Here is a 15334-nt window from a genome sequence, read left to right as displayed (position 1 = left end):
GTCCGTCGTCGGAGGGTGGGTCGAGCAGGGCTCATGGGACGCTCCCGGTGACGTGTGGTGTCGTGGGCGTCACGCTAGCGACGCCGCGCGACTCCGGCATGACGACCGGGGGAAGCGCGGGGGAACGGCAGGTCAGCGCACGCTGGTCGAGCGGGTCGAGGCCTGGGACGTGGTCTCGACAGGCTCGACCGCCGGGGCGGGCTCGACCGCCGGGGCGGGCTCGACCGACGCGGCGGGCTCGCGGGCGGCCGGGTCGGTGAGGTGCCCGGTGCGGCGCAGCCACCACTCGGCGAGCAGCGTCGTCAGCGGCGGGACGGCGGCGGCCAGCGCGACCAGCGTGCGCAGCCAGCCCCAGCGCAGCTTCAGGGCCGCGACCAGCGCGATCACGACGTACGCGACGAACGCCGCCCCGTGCAGCCGCCCGAACAGCCACACCCCGGCCTCGGTGGTCTCGGTGACGTACTTGAGGAACATCCCGACGAGCAGGCCCGCCCACGTGAACGCCTCGATCACGGCGACGACGGCGAAGGCGCGGCCGACGGCCGAGAGCGGGGGGCGGGCGGACGTCTCGGGCGCAGGCATGGCAGACCTCTCGTGGTGCGGGCGGTGGCCCCAGTCTGCACGACGTCGGCGCGGAGCCCCGCCGACGAGATGACGACGCGTCGGCACCGGCCGCCCGGCGCCGGATCACTGGCAGCTCGGGATCGGGGCGGCAGCTCGAGGTGCCGGGCAGATCCGGGGCCGCCGTCCTGCTCCGGTGCCTCAGGCCAGCGGGCCGAACGCCGTCCGCCGGTCGGTCCCGGCGAGCGCGGCCGCGACCCCGGGGCTGTCGAGCACCTCGACCAGCCGCTTCTCCTCGTACCGGAAGTGCGTCTCCATGACGGCGTCGATGCCGTCCAGGTGCCGCTCGAGGGTGGCTCGGTCCGCGTCGGCGTCCACCGCGCGCGCAAGCTCGCCCAGCAGGTGGTCGAGCATCGTGTGGTCGCGCTTCAGCTCGGCGACGACGCCCGCGAGCTCCGGGCGCAGCCCCAGCAGGGCGGTGAAGACGCTGGTGTCCTCGCCGCGGTGGTGGCCCTCGAGGGCCTGGCAGAAGCCGTGGCAGAAGAGGCGCAGCTCGCGCCGCGGGTCGCCGGAGACGGCGTCGGGCGGGGTGTCCCCCGCGTCGTCGGCGGACGTCGCCGCCGCCTGGCGGGCGACCTCGAGCGCGTCGCGCAGGCGGGCATGCACGGCCCGCAGCTCCTGACCCCACGCGACGAGGCGCGCGGCGTCGGACGACGATCCTGGGGCGGGGTTCGACACGATGCGCCGACCCTAGCAAAGGCGCTGGTCACGGCATCGTCGCCCGTCGGCCACCTGAGCGTCGCCGTGCCGTCATCCGCCGCCGGTGTGATGACCGGGCCAACCACCCCTGTCGAGGAGGACCTGATGGACCACCGCAGCTCCGACACCCCCGCGGGCATCTCCCGCCGCTCCGCACTGACCGCCGTCGGCACCCTGGGCGCCCTGGGCGCGGCGGGCGCGCTCTCCGCGCCCGCCGCGAGCGCCGCCACCGCGACCGGCCGCCGTCCCGGCAAGGACCCGCTGATCGGCGCCGCCAAGGGCTCGACGATCCACGCGATGAGCTTCAACATCCGCCTCGACCGCGAGGACGCCACGCAGCCCGGCGAGCCGGACCACTGGCCCGACCGCAGGCCGCTCGTCACCGCGTTCCTCGCCCTGGAGCAGCCCACGATCCTCGGCGTCCAGGAGGCGGAGTTCCAGCAGCTCGTCGCGGTCGAGGAGGGCCTGGGCCGCCACTACCGGATGGCCGGCTACGGCCGCGACGGCGGGGCGGGCGGCGAGTACTCCGCGATCTTCTACGACGCCCGCCGGCTCACGCTGCTGTGGTGGGACCAGTACTGGCTGTCCGACACCCCGGACGTCATCGGCTCGGCGACGTGGGGCAACTCGGTCACGCGGATCGTCACGTGGGCGCGGTTCCGCGACGAGCGCACCGGCCGCGAGTTCCTCCACGTCAACTCGCACTTCGACCACCAGTCGGAGAACGCGCGGGTGCGCAGCGCCCAGGTCGTGCGCGCCCAGATCGCCGCGGCGGGGCTGCCCGCCGTCTTCACCGCCGACGCCAACGCCGCGGCGGGCGCCTCCGGACCGTACGACGCGCTCGTCACCGACGGCGGCCTCCTCGACACCTGGCGGGACGCGGACCGGAAGCTCACCCCGGACGTGGGCACGTTCCCGAACTACGGCGCGCCGGTCCCTGGCGGGAACCGCATCGACTGGGTTCTCGCCACCCCGGGCACCGAGGTGCTCGCCGCGACGATCAACACGTGGACGCGCGACGGCCGCTACCCGAGCGACCACGTGCCCGTGCAGGCGCTGGTGCGCCTGGCCTGAGGCCCGCGGACCCGGGCCGCTGATCAGCGCGGCAGCTTCGGATCGGTGCGGCAGCTCGAGCTGCCGCACCGATCCGCAACTGCCGACTCGATCCAACCCGCCGTCGGAGCACCGCTCCTCGTCGGGGAGAGTAGTGGCCATGACGACCCGCACACCGCTGATCGGCCCCGCCGACGACGGCGACCTCCTGCACGTGATGAGCCTCAACGTCCGCTGCGCCAACGACGGCACCGCGCCAGGCGACCCCGACCACTGGCCCGAGCGCGCGCCGCTGGTCACCGAGCTGCTCGCGCTCGAGCAGCCGACGATCCTCGGCGTCCAGGAGGCCCGCTTCGAGCAGCTCGGCGCGGTCGCCGACGGGCTGGGGAGGCACCACCGGTGGGTCGGCTACGGGCGCGACGGCGGCGCGGCCGGCGAGCACGCGGCGATCTTCTACGACGCGCGTCGCCTCACGCTGACGTGGTGGGACCAGTACTGGCTCTCGGACACGCCGCGCGTCATCGGCTCGACGTGGGGGCACGAGTACCCGCGGGTCGTCACCTGGGCCCGGTTCCGCGACGAGCGCACGGGCGCCGACCTCCTGCACGTGAACACCCACCTCGACCACGAGTCCGCCGAGGCCCGGCTGCGCGGCGCTCGCGTGGTGCGGGACCAGGTCGCCGACGCCGGCCTGCCCGCCCTCTTCACCGGGGACTGCAACGCCGCCGCCGGCGACTCCGCCCCGTACGACGCGCTCGTCACCGACGGCGGCCTCGTCGACACCTGGCGCGCTGCCGGCGAGCGTCTGACGCCCGAGACGGGCACGTTCCCGGACTACGGCGAGCCCGTCCCCGGCGGGGACCGCATCGACTGGGTGCTCGCCACGCCGGGTGCCGAGGTGCTCGCCGCCGCGATCAACCCGTGGACGTCCGGCGGGCGCTCCCCGAGCGACCACCTGCCGGTGCAGGCCCTGCTGCGCCTCGGCTGAGCACGCGGATCGGTTCGGCAGGGAACGCCTCGGTTCGGCACTCTCACCTGCCGAACCGAGGCATTCCCTGCCGAACCGATCCCCACCGATGAGTTCTGCGGGCCGCTGGCGTCCGACCCTGCATGACACGCGGCATCGGGCCCGCCGCCGGCGACGCCCTCGGGCCGGAGCTCTTCGCCGAGGCCGACGGGGTCCGGCTGTGCTACCAGTCCGTCGGCGACCCGGCCGACCCGACGATCCTGCTGATCGGCGGCGTCGGGTCGTCGATGGACTGGTGGCCCGCCGACCTGTGCGCGGCGATCGCCGGCCCCCACGGCCGGCACGGTCGGCGCGTCGTGCGGTACGACCACCGCGACACGGGCCGGTCCACGACCTGCCCGCGCGGCGAACCGGACTACACCGGGCGGGACGTCACCGAGGACGCGCTGCGCGTGCTCGACGCCGTCGGCGCCCGCACCGCGCACCTGGTCGGGCTGTCGGCCGGGGGCGCGATGGCGCAGGAGCTGGCGCTCGAGCATCCCGATCGGATCGCGTCGGCCACGCTGATCTCCACGACCCGCGCCCTCTCCGCCCCCGACGACGAGGATCTCCCGCCGTCGGCCCCCGAGCTCGCCGGGCTCTGGGACGGCCCCCGGCCCGACCCCGAGGACACCGCCGCGCTCGTCGAGGCCGCCGTCGCCGAGGACCGCGCCCTCACCGGCCGCGGCCCGTTCGACGAGGCCCGCACCCGCGCCATGGCCGCCCGAGCCGTCGCGCGGTCCGTCGACCCCGCCGCCGGGCTCAACCACTTCGCCGCCGAGCCCGGGGAGCCGTTCGTGGGGACGCTCGCGGACGTCGTCGTGCCGACGCTCGTCGTGCACGGCACCGAGGACCCGCTGTTTCCCGGGCACGGGCCGGCGCTCGCGGCCGCGATCCCCGGCGCGCGGCTGCTCCTGCTGGACGGCGTCGGCCATCAGGTGCCCCCGCCGGGGTCGTGGGACGTGCTGCTGCCGGAGCTCGTGCGCCACACCGCGTGACGGCGGGTCAGCGTTCCGTCAGCGGCACGACGTCGGCCAGCGGTGCCTGCAGCTCGGCGGACCCGCCCGCCGGCCGGAAGCCCAGCGCGTCGTTGATCGCCAGCATCGGGGCGTTGGTCTCGTTGTTCCAGGTCGAGATCCGGCGGGTGGCCGGGCGCACGCGGGCGTGCTCGCGCAGGTTGACGGCCTTGAGGAGCATCCCGAGCCGGTGCCCGCGGTGCTCGGGCAGGACGACGGTGCTGTCCTGCTCGGTGATCTCCGGCCGGTCGTGGGAGTAGACCAGCATCGTCATGCCGGCGAGCGTGCCGGTGGGCACGTGCTCGGCCACGGTGAACAGCGCGCCCTGCCCGCTCTCCGACCGCTTCGCCTCCTCGACCCTGATCCGCGCGGCGTCCCACCGCTCGGCCTCGAGCACCAGCCCGCCGTTCGGCTCGTCCTCGCTGAGTCGCTGCTCGAGGGCGGCGAGCTGCGCGGCCCACGCCTCGGGGACCGGGTCCTGCCACGTGTGCACGCGGTAGTCGGCCCCGGCGCGCGCGGCGGCCTCGGCCGCGAACCGCTCGACGACGTCGCCGGGCAGCGGCAGGTCGAGCACCGAGCGGCGTGCCACGATCTCCAGCCCCAGCCCGGCGCGGCGGGCGAACCGCATGCCGGGCAGGTCGGCCGAGACCCGGCCGTCGCCCTCGCGCGGGGTGAGCGCGTCCAGGGCGTCCTCGGCGGGCTCGACGGCGAACTCGACCTCCGCGAAGAGCGTCGAGCGGCCCTCCGTGAGCGCGACCCGGCGCAGCCGGTCGGCCAGCGCCGCGCCGATCCCGCGGCGGCGGTGCGAGGGCAGCACCACGACCCGCACCACGGCCAGGTGCCGGTTGTCGGTGACGGGCAGCGAGAGGCTCCCGTACCCGACGACGCGGGGCGCGCCGTCGGGCACGCCCTCCGCAGTCGCTCCGTCTGCAGTCGCTCCGTCCGCCGGCGCTCCGTCCGCGCGCTCCTCGACGGCGACGAGCCGGTACCGGCGCAGGTGCTCCTGGTGCCGCGCGGCGACCAGCAGGTCGACCGCCCGGGGGGCGAAGTCGTCGTGGCCGAGGTCCGCGAGCGCGGCCGTGCGCTCGAGCGCCGCCACCCCGTGGTACGCCCAGGCGTCAGGATCCTCGAGCGAGGCGGGCATCGGCGGCTCGACGATGCGCCACGTCGGCGTGGCCGGAGGGGTGGTCATGGGTCCACGGTCCTCCCCGGGGCGCCCGGTCACCACCCATTTCCGTGCCCGGGGGCCGCCGTCCGACGTGGTCCGGCAGTAGGCGCACCTGGGCTCCGTCGGGCAGCTTCGCCCACCAGTGGTCGTACCGGCGGTACGGGTGCGGGTCGCGGCCGGCGAACAGCGCCAGGAGGGACGCCGCCTCGTCGGACAGCGCCGCCCAGGCGTCCTCGGGCAGCGGCGTGAACGCGCGCGCCTCGACGAGCGGGAGACCGGCCGGGCCGTCGACCGTGCGCCACACGCCCGCCACGTACCCGTCGACGAGGAGCGTCGGCAGGACGTCGCCGTTGAGGCGGGTCACGACCTTGCGATGCTCGGGCGGGACGATCCGGCTGCGGTCGAGGTGCGCGAGCAGCACGTTGTCCCACATGCCCAGCAGCCGCGGCGGGACGGGCGTGTCCGCGGCGGGGCGGGGCGCGCCCGGCACGTCGTAGAGCGTCGCGCCGTCCGGACCCTCCAGCACCTCGAGCTCGTCGGCCAGCGCCTCGACGGCGGTGCGCGCCCGCGCGCGCTGCACCGTGAGGAAGTGCGCGACGTCGAGCACCGACGCCGGGCCGAAGCTCTCGAGGTAGCGCCGCACCAGCGGGGTCAGCGCGGCGTCCGGCTCACCGTCGAGCCCCATGTCCGAGAGGCCGGGCGCGTCGAGGCCAGGGGCGGGGAGCCACGCGACGCGCGCCGGGAACGACCAGGGACCGCCCGTCGGGGCGTGCACGAACGGCCCGTAGTGGCGCAGCGCCCACCACGCGCGCTTGCCGCCGCCGGGGTGGATCGCGTCGATCCACGCCACCAGCTCGTCGGCGGTGCGGGGCCGGTCGAGCTGCGCCAGCAGCCCCGGCTGGAGCGCGTCCGCGTCGGCGGCCGTGAGACCCGTGTCCGTGAAGCGGCGGTCGGCCAGACGCGCACCCCGCAGCGTGGGTTGCATGGCCGTGCGGAAGCCGGGGTGGTCGGCGGCATGCACCGCGTGCAGCGTGATGCGCAGCGACGTCCCGCGCACGAGCGACCGGTCGGCGTACGCCGCGTCGAGGTCGGCCGGGTCGAAGCCCGCCACCCGGTTCCACAGCGCGACGTAGGGCGAGGCGGGGTGCTGGGCCTGGAGAGCGACGAGCCGGCGCACCACGTCGGCAGTGCCCGCCGGCCCGTCGGAGGGCTCCCGGCGCACGAGCAGCTGCCGGGCGAGGGTGGCGCGATTGAGCTCGCGCGCGGCGAGAGGCACGACGGAAGTTTCGCACCCGCGTCTGACAACGCGCGCGCGGGCCGTTACCGTCTCCCCGTGACGATCGAGACTCCCCTGCCGGTGACCACGGGCCGGCTGGTCCTGCGTGCCCACCGGCCGGAGGACCTCGAACCCCTGCTCGCGTACTACGGCGAGCCCGAGGTCTCGCGGTTCCTGCTCGAGGAACCGTGGACGCGGGAGGACGCCGAGACTCAGCTCGCGAAGCGGCTCGTGCGCACCGGGATCGACGAGCCGGGCTCGGCGCTGGCGCTGGTCGTCGAGCACGAGGGGCGGGTCGTGGGCGACGTCGTGCTGTGGACCACCGGCGACACCGTCTCCCGCGGCGAGATCGGCTGGGTGTTCCACCCGGACGTCGCCGGGAAGGGCTTCGCGACCGAGGCCGTGCGCGCCGTGCTCGACCTGGCGTTCGGGTTCTTCCGCATGCACCGGGTCGTCGCCCAGCTCGACGCCCGCAACGAGCGGTCGGCCCGCCTGTGCGAGCGGGTCGGCATGCGGCGCGAGGGGCACCTGCGCCAGGACTGGTGGTCCAAGGGCGAGTGGACCGACACCCTGGTGTTCGGAATGCTCGCGTCCGACCGCGCGGCAGGCTGACGCCCGCGCGGGCCGTCACCCCGCGGTGCACGATGGGCCGATGAGCCCTGACATCGCCGTGCGCCCGGCGAACGAGGCCACGTGGGACGACCTCCAGACCGTCCTCGGCCCTCGCGGCGAGGGCGCGCGCTGCCAGTGCCGGTGGTTCCAGACTCCCGCGTCGCGCTGGCGCGGGACGACCCGGGAGGAGCGCGCCGCCGCGCTGCGGCGGGACACCCACTGCGGTGAGCCCGGCGCCGGCACGACGAGCGGGCTCGTCGCCTACCTCGACGGCGAGCCGGCGGGCTGGTGCGCCGTCGAGCCCCGCTCCGCGTACGCCCGCCTGCGCACCGCGCGCGTGCCGTGGTCGGGCCGCGACGAGGACAGGGACGACGACGGCGTGTGGGCCGTGGTCTGCTTCGTCACCCGCGCGGGGTACCGCCGCCGCGGCATCAGCGCCGCCCTCGCGGCCGCCGCGGTCGACCATGCGCGCTCCCGCGGAGCGCGGGCCGTCGAGGGCTACCCGATGGTCGTGGAGCCGGGGTACACCGACTCGTGGGGCGAGCTGTACGTGGGGGTGGCGTCGGTCTTCGCGGCCGCGGGCTTTCGCGAGGTGAGCCGCCCGACCGCGCGACGTGCCGTGATGCGCGTCGACCTGTGAACCGGGACTCCTCCCCCGCCCGCCGCCCGGGCCGTGGACCCGTGGTGCAGCTGGTCGCCCGCGCGGTGGACGACGACCTCTACGTCGCGCGAGCCGAGGCCGTCACCGCGCGCCGTCAGCGCGGGCGAACCGCGCCAGGCCGTCTGCCAGGGCGCGGACGTCGCCCGGCGCCCAGTCGTCGACGATCCCGGCAAGGCGGTCGAGCCGGAAGGCGACCGCACGGGCCGCGAGCTCGAGCCCGGCGGAGGTCGGGACGACGAGGGTCTGCCTGCCGTCGGACGGGGACGCCGCGCGGGCCGTCATGCCCGCTCGTTCGGCGCGGCTCACGAACCTGCTGGCCGTGGAGTGGGCGACGCCGAGACGGGTAGCCACGTCGCGGACGGTCTGCCCTTCGGCCGGCAGCTCGTCGAGGACGAGGAGCGTGGACAGCTCGACCTGGTGCCCGTCGTCGTCGAGCACGCGCGGGGCGCTGAGGAACCGGCGCAGCGCCAGCAGGGCGCGGTCGAGCGTCACCAGGTCGGATCGGCTAGGCTCCATATATGTACGGTACATGCATCGACGGAGGGCTGCGAGCATGACGATCCTCGTCACCGGCGCGAGCGGGAACGTGGGCAGCGCCGTGGTGCGCGAGCTCGAGGCCGCGGGCGCGGACCTCCGCCTCGCGGTGCGCTCGCCGGGCCCGGCGGACGGTCGCGAGGTCGCGTTCGACTTCACCGACCCCGCGACCTGGCGAACGGCGTTCGACGGCGTGCGCTCGATGTTCCTCGTGCGCCCTCCCGCGATCGGCAACGTCAAGCGGGACCTGCTGCCCGCGGTCGCCGCGGCGCGCGACGCGGGTGTCGAGCACGTCGCCTTCCTGTCCCTGCAGGGCGCGGAGAAGAACAAGGTCGTGCCGCACGCGACGGTCGAGGCGTGGCTGCGCGCGTCCGGCCTGGCCTGGACCTTCGTGCGCGCCTCGTTCTTCCACCAGAACCTGACCACGACGCACGCGAGCGACGTGCGCGACCGCGACGAGATCCTGGTGCCCGCCGGGCGCGGCGCGACGGCGTTCGTCGACGCGGACGACGTCGGCGCCGTCGCGGCCGCCGCGCTGCTCGACCCCGGCCGGCACGCGGGCCGAGCGTGGACCGTCACCGGTCCGCGGGCGCTGACCTACGCCCAGGTCGCCGAGATCCTCACCGCCGAGCTCGGTCGCCCGATCCGCTATCCGCGCCCCGGCATCCCGCGCTACGCGCGCCACGCCCGCCGCGAGCTCGGCATGCCGTGGGGCATGGTCGCGGTCACGACCGCCATCTACACCACCGCCCGCCTGGGCCTCGCCGCCGGGCTGACCGGCGACGTGCGCACGGTGCTCGGCCGCGACCCGATCGACTTCGCCGAGTTCGCCCACCGCGAGCGCGGCGCCTGGCTGCCCGCCCCGACCGACAGCACCGACCCGAAGGACGCCCCGTGAAGCTCGCCCTGATCGGCGCCACCGGCCGCACCGGCCGCCACGCCCTCGCCACCGCCCTCGACCGCGGGCACGACGTCGCCGTCCTGGTGCGCGACCCCTCCCGGCTCCCGGAGGCGACGCGCGACCGGGTGCGCGTCGTGGTCGGCGACTCCACCGGGCCGGTCGCGCTGGCCGACCTGCTCGCCGGGGCGGACGCCGTCGTCTCCGCGCTCGGGCCCACGGGCAAGCAGCCCGACCTGCACACCCGCACCGCCCGCTCGCTGGTCGAGATCATGACGGCCGGCGGACCGCGCCGCTTCGTCGGCGTCAGCGGCGCCGGGATCGACGTGCCCGGCGACCGCAAGGCAGGGAAGGACAAGGCCATCAGCTGGCTCATCCGCACCCTCGGCGGGGACGTCGTCAAGGACAAGCCCGCCGAGCACGCCGCGTGGGCGGCCTCCGGTCTGGACTGGACGCTCGTGCGGCCCCCGCGCCTGGTCGACGGCCCCGCGGCCGGACGCCTCGAGCACGACGCCCACCGCTCGACCCGGTCCACGAAGATCGTCCGCGCCGACCTCGGCGCCTTCCTCGTCGACGTCGTCGAGCGCGACCTCTACGTGCGGACCGCGCCGTTCGTCGCGACGGCGCGCGCGTAGCTCACCGCCGGCGTCAGCCGGCCGCCTCCTGGCCTGTCTCCCCCTCCTCCAGCCGGGTCAGCCGGGCGAGCGGTCCGGCGAGCACGCCGCCGTCCACCGGCAGCGTGACGCCGGTGACCCAGGCCGCGTCGTCGGACGCCAGGTACGCGATCGCCGCGGCGATGTCCTCCGGCTCCCCCACCCGCCCCAGCGGGTACAGCGGCGCCAGCCTGTCCGGGCCGCCCTGGGTGTCCCAGACGCGGGTGCGGATCGTGCCGGGGGCGACCACGTTGACCCGCACGCCGCTGGGGCCCAGCCGGACGGCGAGGTTCTGCGCCAGCGACGACAGCCCCGCCTTGGCGGCGGAGTACGCCTCGTCGCCGAACGACTGCAGCCCGTTGACCGACCCGACCAGGACGATCGCGCCACCCTGCCGGGCCAGGTGCGGCGCCGCCGCCCGGACGCAGCGCACCGGGCCCGCGAGGTTGAGGTCGACGGTCCCGGCCCAGTCGTCGTCGGTCATCCCGTCGAGCAGACCGGGATGCGGCCGCGCCCCACCGGCGACGTTGACCAGCGCGTCGAGCCGGCCGAACCGCCCGGCGGCCGCGCCCACGGCCGCATCGACCGATGCCGCGTCGGTGATGTCGCAGGCGACGGCCAGCGCGCGCCCGCCGTCGCCGGACGCGTCCCCGAGCGACCGGGCGACGCCGTCGGCCGCGGCCGTGTCGACGTCGGCCAGCACGACGGTCGCGCCCTCGGCGTGCAGGCGGCGCGCGGCGGCGGCCCCGATGCCGTGGGCCGCCCCGGTCACGAACGCGACGCGCCCCGCGAAGCGGTCCATCACGCCCCCACGTAGTCGGCGAGGTGCTCGCCCGTGACGGTGGAGCGCGCGGCGACCAGGTCCGCGGGCGTGCCCTCGAAGACCACGCGGCCGCCGTCGTGCCCGGCGCCGGGGCCGATGTCGATGATCCGGTCGGCGTGGGCCATCACGGCCTGGTGGTGCTCGATGACGATCACCGACTTGCCCGAGTCCACCAGGCGGTCCAGGAGGCCGAGCAGGTTCGCGACGTCGGCCAGGTGCAGGCCGGTGGTGGGCTCGTCGAGCACGTAGACGCCGCCCTTCTCGCCCATGTGCATCGCGAGCTTGAGCCGCTGCCGCTCGCCGCCGGAGAGCGTGTTGAGCGGCTGGCCGAGCTTCACGTACCCGAGCCCGACGTCCTCCAGGTGCGCGAGGATCTTGTGCGCGGCGGGGATCTTCGCCTCGCCCTCCCGGAAGAAGGCGTGCGCCTGCGCGACGGACAGGTCGAACACGTCGGCGATGTTCTTCCCGCCGAGGGTGTACTCGAGCACCGAGGCCATGAACCGCTTGCCGCCGCAGTCCTCGCACGGCGTCTCGACCGTCTCCATGAACCCGAGCTCGGTGTAGATGCGCCCGTTGCCCTTGCAGGTGGGGCACGCGCCCTCGGAGTTGGCGCTGAACAGGGCCGGCTTCACGCCGTTCGCCTTCGCGAACGCCTTGCGGATCGGCTCCAGCAGCCCGGTGTACGTGGCGGGGTTGGACCGCCGCGACCCCTTGATGGCGCCCTGGTCGACGACGACGACGCCCTCGCGCCCCGCCAGGTTGCCGTGGATGAGGGAGCTCTTGCCCGATCCCGCGACGCCGGTGACGACGGTGAGGACCCCGGTGGGGACGTCGACGTCCACGCCCTGCAGGTTGTTCTGCGACGCGCCGCGGATCTCGAGGGCGCCGGCCGGCTCGCGGACGGACTCCTTGACGCTCACCCGGTCGTCGAGGTGGCGGCCGGTGAGGGTGTCGCCGGCCCGCAGGCCCTCGACGGTGCCCTCGAAGCAGATCGTGCCGCCGTCCGACCCGGCGCCCGGGCCGAGGTCGATCACGTGGTCCGCGACGGCGATGGCCTCCGGCTTGTGCTCGACGACGAGCACGGTGTTGCCCTTGTCGCGGAGGTCGACCAGCAGCCGGTTCATCCGCTGGATGTCGTGCGGGTGCAGCCCGATGGTGGGCTCGTCGAAGACGTAGGTGACGTCGGTCAGCGCGGAGCCGAGGTGCCGGATCATCTTGGTGCGCTGCGCCTCGCCCCCGGACAGCGTGCCCGCCGGCCGGTCCAGCGACAGGTAGCCCAGCCCGATCTCGACGAACTTGTCGAACAGGTGCAGCAGGCTCCCGATCAGCGGCGCGACGCCGGGGTCGTCCACGCCCCGCGCCCAGGTGGCGGCGTCCGTGATCTGCATCCGGCACACGTCCGCGATGCTCGCCCCGTTGACCTTCGCGGAGCGGGCCGAGTCGTTGAGCCGGGTGCCCTCGCACGCCGGGCAGGGGACGAACACCGCCGCGCGCTCGACGAACGCCCGGATGTGCGACTGCAAGGACTCGGGGGCCTTGCTGAACATCGACTCCCGCAGCTTGGGGATGAGGCCCTGGTACGTCATGTTCATCCCCAGCGCCTTCACCTTCCCCTTGTCGCGGTAGAGGAAGTCGTGGCGCTCGGTCTCGGTGAACTCGCGGACCGGCTTGTCGCCGTCGACGAACCCGGACTCGGCGAAGCCCTTGACCATCCACCCGTCCGCCTTGTACCCGGGCACCAGGATCGCGCCGTCGTTCAACGACCGGGACTCGTCGACGATGACGGACAGGTCGAGGTCGGAGACGGTGCCGCGGCCCTCGCACTCGGGGCACATCCCGCCCAGGTACACCTGGTTGCGGACGACCTTCTTCTCGGTGGCGCCGTCCGCCCTGTCCGTGCTGAACACCCCGCTCGCCGTCGACGTCGGGACGTTGAACGAGAACGCCGTGGGCGGGCCGACGTACGGCTCGCCCACGCGGCTGAACAGGTTGCGCAGCATCGCGTTCGCGTCGGTGACGGTGCCGACCGTGGAGCGCACGTTGGCGCCCATGCGCTCCTGGTCCACGATGATCGCGGTGGTGATGCCCTCGAGGGTGTCGACGTCAGGCCGCGGGAGCGACGGCATGAAGCCCTGCACGAAGGTCGAGTACGTCTCGTCGATGAGGCGCCGCGACTCGGCGGCGATCGTGGCGAACACCAGCGAGCTCTTGCCCGAGCCGGACACGCCGGTGAACGCGGTCAGGCGGCGCTTGGGGATCTCGACGTCGACCTCGCGCAGGTTGTTCTCGCGGGCACCGCGCACGCGGATGACGTCGTGCGCGTCGGCGGGGTGCGACGTCGTGCTCGCGGTGGTGGGGGACTCCGTGGCGGTCACCTGTGGGCTCTCCTTCGGGACGATGATGATCGGGTTCCACTCTCGCCGGTCGAGCCCGTCGAGACCAGGGTCCGGGACCTCGGCGGGCTCAGGGCGGCGCACGCTCAGCCGGCGGGGGTGCGCAGCTCGGCGAGGGTCTTCTCGATCCGGCGCGCCCGGGTCGCGGGCTGCTTCGCGCCCTCGACGTCGAGCACGTGCCGCCGCTTGCGGCCGGGTGGCAACGCATCATAGGCGGCGCGGGCGCCGGCGTCGGCGTCCAGCGCGCGGGCGAGGTCCTCGGGCTCGACGATCACGCGGGGCTCGGTGTCGAGCACCAGGTCGACCTCCACCTCGGCGCCGACCTCGAGCGCCGCGGCCTCCCGGTTGGCCTTGCTGAGGCCGAGGAGGTGACGCCCCCGCATGATCGCGACGCGGCTGCGCCACGAGTGCCCGCCCACGGTGATGACCACCGGCGGCCGGGCGCCGCCGCCGAGGGCCTCGACGACCTCCGCCGGGACCTCGAGGCCCTTCATCTTCTCCGGCGGCTCGACCGTGGACCGGAACCTCATCGCTGCTCCTTCGCTGCCGGTGGTGGTGCGCCTGGTGGTGAGCGTCGTGATGCGCGGGAGCCCGGGGACGCACACTGCGGTCAGGCCCCGGCCTGCACCGGGGTGAGCCGGACCACGGGGTACTGGCGCTCGCTCTTGCGCTGGTGCTTGTCGATCGTCGGCGCCTCGGCGGCGATGCGGGACCAGACCCGCGCGCGCTCGGCGTCGTCGAGCACGTGCGGCGTCACCGGCACGGGCTCGGACCCGTGCAGCTCGACGGCGGCCCGCTCGGGGTGCGCGACGAGGTTGGCGTACCAGCCGGGGTGGCGGCTGCCGCCTCCCGACGCGACGACCAGCCGGCCGCCGTCGCCGTCGTCGAACCAGGCGAGCGGGTTCTCCCGCGGCTCGCCGGTGCGGCGCCCGACCGTGTGCAGGACCAGCAGGTCCATGCCCATCATGTGCCCGCCCTTGCGGCGGATCTTGGTGGCCGTGGAGGCGTTGGCCTTGCGCTGCATCCACAGGGACAGGGCGCCGGGTGTGCCCTTCGGGCGCGGTGCCCGCGCCTGCTCGGTCGCGACCATGGCGATCACCTGACCTCGTCGATGCGGACCATGTTGCCCGCCGGGTCTCGGAACGCGCAGTCGCGCACGCCCCACGGCTGCTCGGTGGGCTCGGAGACGACCTCGGCGTCGGCGGCCTGGAGCTTCTCGAAGACGCCGTCGAGATCCTTCGTGCCCAGGATGATCGACTGGTAGCTCCCCTTGGCCATGAGCTCCGCGATGGTGCGGCGCTCGTCCTCGGTGACGCCCGGGTCGGCGGCGGGCGGCGTCAGGACGAGCCGGACGTCGGGCTGTGCCGGCGAGACGAACGTCAGCCAGCGCATGGCGCCCTGGCCGACGTCCTGGACCAGCTCGAAGCCGAGCAGGTCGCGGTAGAAGGCCAGCGAGGCCTCCGGGTCGGTGTGCGGGAGGAACGTGGTGTGAATGGTGATGTCCATGGATTTCACGCTAGGTGCACGCCGGTGGCCGGCGCTTCTCGATTCCTGATCGGTCTGGTGACCTGCTTGGTGACGCACGACGGAAGCTCGCCCGCCCCCGCCGTCCGGGCCCGCCGGGCGTACTCGCTCGGCGCCATGCCGACCAGCTCCGTGAAGCGGGTGCTGAACGTGCCGAGCGACGAGAAGCCGACCTCGAAGCACGTGTCCGTGACACTGAGGTCGCCTCGGCGCAGCAGCGTCATCGCGCGCTCGATGCGCCGCGTCATGAGGTAGCTGTACGGCGACTCGCCGAACGCCTGCTTGAACTGCCGGCTGACATGGCCGGCCGACAGGTGCACGCCCCGCGCCAGCGCCTCGACGTCGAGCGGCTGGGCGTACTCCCGGTCCATCCGGTCGCGGACGCGGCGCAGCAGCG

General features: G+C 74.9%; 18 protein-coding genes. 7 read left to right on the top strand and 11 right to left on the bottom strand.

What is annotated here, in order from left to right; translation table 11 throughout:
• Window positions 1-132: 132 nt before the first annotated feature.
• Window positions 133-582: a DUF3817 domain-containing protein gene (locus ABD254_RS10575; protein ID WP_344248302.1), complete on the bottom strand. Its 450-nt coding sequence runs from the start codon at window positions 580-582 to the stop codon at window positions 133-135.
• A 180-nt stretch (window positions 583-762) separates the two neighbouring features.
• On the bottom strand, window positions 763-1299 hold the full coding sequence (locus ABD254_RS10570) for a hemerythrin domain-containing protein (protein ID WP_344248300.1): 537 nt from the start codon (window positions 1297-1299) through the stop codon (window positions 763-765).
• A 126-nt stretch (window positions 1300-1425) separates the two neighbouring features.
• Between ABD254_RS10570 and ABD254_RS10565 the strand changes: the two genes are divergently transcribed.
• The 3 genes from ABD254_RS10565 (at window position 1426) to ABD254_RS10555 (ending at window position 4377) form a co-directional block, all read left to right on the top strand.
• A complete protein-coding gene (locus ABD254_RS10565; RefSeq protein WP_344248298.1) occupies window positions 1426-2394 on the top strand; it encodes an endonuclease/exonuclease/phosphatase family protein in 969 nt (322 codons plus the stop codon).
• A 139-nt stretch (window positions 2395-2533) separates the two neighbouring features.
• Window positions 2534-3361, top strand: a complete 828-nt coding sequence (locus tag ABD254_RS10560; protein ID WP_344248296.1) for an endonuclease/exonuclease/phosphatase family protein — start codon at window positions 2534-2536, stop codon at window positions 3359-3361.
• Between the two features lie 122 nt (window positions 3362-3483).
• A complete protein-coding gene (locus ABD254_RS10555; protein WP_344248294.1) occupies window positions 3484-4377 on the top strand; it encodes an alpha/beta fold hydrolase in 894 nt (297 codons plus the stop codon).
• 7 nt (window positions 4378-4384) lie between these two features.
• Here ABD254_RS10555 and ABD254_RS10550 read toward each other — a convergent pair whose 3' ends face one another.
• Together ABD254_RS10550 and ABD254_RS10545 are read right to left on the bottom strand one after the other, a co-directional pair.
• Window positions 4385-5587 carry a GNAT family N-acetyltransferase gene (locus ABD254_RS10550; RefSeq protein WP_344248292.1) on the bottom strand — a complete coding sequence of 401 codons (1203 nt, stop codon included), beginning with the start codon at window positions 5585-5587 and terminating at the stop codon, window positions 4385-4387.
• Window positions 5514-6839: a winged helix DNA-binding domain-containing protein gene (locus tag ABD254_RS10545; RefSeq protein ID WP_344248290.1), complete on the bottom strand. Its 1326-nt coding sequence runs from the start codon at window positions 6837-6839 to the stop codon at window positions 5514-5516. The genes ABD254_RS10550 and ABD254_RS10545 overlap by 74 nt, the downstream gene beginning before the upstream one ends.
• A gap of 57 nt (window positions 6840-6896) precedes the next feature.
• On the opposite strand from ABD254_RS10545, the gene ABD254_RS10540 reads away from it, so the two are divergent.
• Both ABD254_RS10540 and ABD254_RS10535 read left to right on the top strand, forming a co-directional pair.
• A complete protein-coding gene (locus ABD254_RS10540; RefSeq protein ID WP_344248288.1) occupies window positions 6897-7451 on the top strand; it encodes a GNAT family N-acetyltransferase in 555 nt (184 codons plus the stop codon).
• A gap of 40 nt (window positions 7452-7491) precedes the next feature.
• The gene (locus tag ABD254_RS10535; protein ID WP_344248286.1) at window positions 7492-8091 is read left to right on the top strand and encodes a GNAT family N-acetyltransferase; all 600 of its coding nucleotides are present in this window, start codon (window positions 7492-7494) and stop codon (window positions 8089-8091) included.
• A gap of 102 nt (window positions 8092-8193) precedes the next feature.
• Here ABD254_RS10535 and ABD254_RS10530 read toward each other — a convergent pair whose 3' ends face one another.
• Window positions 8194-8628 (bottom strand): MarR family winged helix-turn-helix transcriptional regulator, encoded by a 435-nt coding sequence (locus ABD254_RS10530; protein WP_344248284.1) that lies wholly within the window; start codon window positions 8626-8628, stop codon window positions 8194-8196.
• 37 nt (window positions 8629-8665) lie between these two features.
• Between ABD254_RS10530 and ABD254_RS10525 the strand changes: the two genes are divergently transcribed.
• Both ABD254_RS10525 and ABD254_RS10520 read left to right on the top strand, forming a co-directional pair.
• Window positions 8666-9544, top strand: coding sequence for an NmrA family NAD(P)-binding protein (locus ABD254_RS10525; protein WP_344248282.1), 879 nt, complete (start codon window positions 8666-8668; stop codon window positions 9542-9544).
• Window positions 9541-10179 (top strand): NAD(P)-dependent oxidoreductase, encoded by a 639-nt coding sequence (locus ABD254_RS10520; protein WP_344248280.1) that lies wholly within the window; start codon window positions 9541-9543, stop codon window positions 10177-10179. The genes ABD254_RS10525 and ABD254_RS10520 overlap by 4 nt, the downstream gene beginning before the upstream one ends.
• Window positions 10180-10192: 13 nt before the next feature.
• Here ABD254_RS10520 and ABD254_RS10515 read toward each other — a convergent pair whose 3' ends face one another.
• From ABD254_RS10515 to ABD254_RS10490, 6 genes are all read right to left on the bottom strand, one after another.
• Window positions 10193-10999, bottom strand: coding sequence for an SDR family NAD(P)-dependent oxidoreductase (locus tag ABD254_RS10515; RefSeq protein ID WP_344248278.1), 807 nt, complete (start codon window positions 10997-10999; stop codon window positions 10193-10195).
• Window positions 10999-13395: an ATP-binding cassette domain-containing protein gene (locus ABD254_RS10510; RefSeq protein WP_344248276.1), complete on the bottom strand. Its 2397-nt coding sequence runs from the start codon at window positions 13393-13395 to the stop codon at window positions 10999-11001. Before ABD254_RS10510 ends, ABD254_RS10515 begins: the two co-directional genes overlap by 1 nt.
• A 104-nt stretch (window positions 13396-13499) precedes the next feature.
• Window positions 13500-13943 carry a YdeI/OmpD-associated family protein gene (locus tag ABD254_RS10505; RefSeq protein WP_344248274.1) on the bottom strand — a complete coding sequence of 148 codons (444 nt, stop codon included), beginning with the start codon at window positions 13941-13943 and terminating at the stop codon, window positions 13500-13502.
• An 80-nt stretch (window positions 13944-14023) separates the two neighbouring features.
• Window positions 14024-14503: a nitroreductase family deazaflavin-dependent oxidoreductase gene (locus tag ABD254_RS10500; protein WP_344248272.1), complete on the bottom strand. Its 480-nt coding sequence runs from the start codon at window positions 14501-14503 to the stop codon at window positions 14024-14026.
• Window positions 14504-14508: 5 nt separating this feature from the next.
• Window positions 14509-14919: a VOC family protein gene (locus tag ABD254_RS10495; RefSeq protein ID WP_344248270.1), complete on the bottom strand. Its 411-nt coding sequence runs from the start codon at window positions 14917-14919 to the stop codon at window positions 14509-14511.
• Between the two features lie 5 nt (window positions 14920-14924).
• On the bottom strand, window positions 14925-15308 hold the full coding sequence (locus ABD254_RS10490; protein WP_425553738.1) for a helix-turn-helix transcriptional regulator: 384 nt from the start codon (window positions 15306-15308) through the stop codon (window positions 14925-14927).
• Window positions 15309-15334: the final 26 nt, after the last annotated feature.

Origin of the sequence: Isoptericola hypogeus (assembly GCF_039531145.1) — a bacterium.
Lineage (GTDB): Bacteria > Actinomycetota > Actinomycetes > Actinomycetales > Cellulomonadaceae > Isoptericola > Isoptericola hypogeus.
This window is presented reverse-complemented; position numbering and strand designations above follow the sequence as displayed.

Bases quoted from the DNA above. Each gene is read 5' to 3' on its own strand.
- ABD254_RS10530 (WP_344248284.1), bottom strand. From the start codon at position 8,628: ATGGAGCCTAGCCGATCCGACCTGGTGACGCTCGACCGCGCCCTGCTG.
- ABD254_RS10550 (WP_344248292.1), bottom strand. From the start codon at position 5,587: ATGACCACCCCTCCGGCCACGCCGACGTGGCGCATCGTCGAGCCGCCG.
- ABD254_RS10525 (WP_344248282.1), top strand. From the start codon at position 8,666: ATGACGATCCTCGTCACCGGCGCGAGCGGGAACGTGGGCAGCGCCGTG.
- ABD254_RS10490 (WP_425553738.1), bottom strand. From the start codon at position 15,308: ATGGACCGGGAGTACGCCCAGCCGCTCGACGTCGAGGCGCTGGCGCGG.
- ABD254_RS10555 (WP_344248294.1), top strand. From the start codon at position 3,484: ATGACACGCGGCATCGGGCCCGCCGCCGGCGACGCCCTCGGGCCGGAG.
- ABD254_RS10500 (WP_344248272.1), bottom strand. From the start codon at position 14,503: ATGGTCGCGACCGAGCAGGCGCGGGCACCGCGCCCGAAGGGCACACCC.
- ABD254_RS10575 (WP_344248302.1), bottom strand. From the start codon at position 582: ATGCCTGCGCCCGAGACGTCCGCCCGCCCCCCGCTCTCGGCCGTCGGC.
- ABD254_RS10495 (WP_344248270.1), bottom strand. From the start codon at position 14,919: ATGGACATCACCATTCACACCACGTTCCTCCCGCACACCGACCCGGAG.
- ABD254_RS10560 (WP_344248296.1), top strand. From the start codon at position 2,534: ATGACGACCCGCACACCGCTGATCGGCCCCGCCGACGACGGCGACCTC.
- ABD254_RS10565 (WP_344248298.1), top strand. From the start codon at position 1,426: ATGGACCACCGCAGCTCCGACACCCCCGCGGGCATCTCCCGCCGCTCC.
- ABD254_RS10535 (WP_344248286.1), top strand. From the start codon at position 7,492: ATGAGCCCTGACATCGCCGTGCGCCCGGCGAACGAGGCCACGTGGGAC.
- ABD254_RS10515 (WP_344248278.1), bottom strand. From the start codon at position 10,999: ATGGACCGCTTCGCGGGGCGCGTCGCGTTCGTGACCGGGGCGGCCCAC.
- ABD254_RS10505 (WP_344248274.1), bottom strand. From the start codon at position 13,943: ATGAGGTTCCGGTCCACGGTCGAGCCGCCGGAGAAGATGAAGGGCCTC.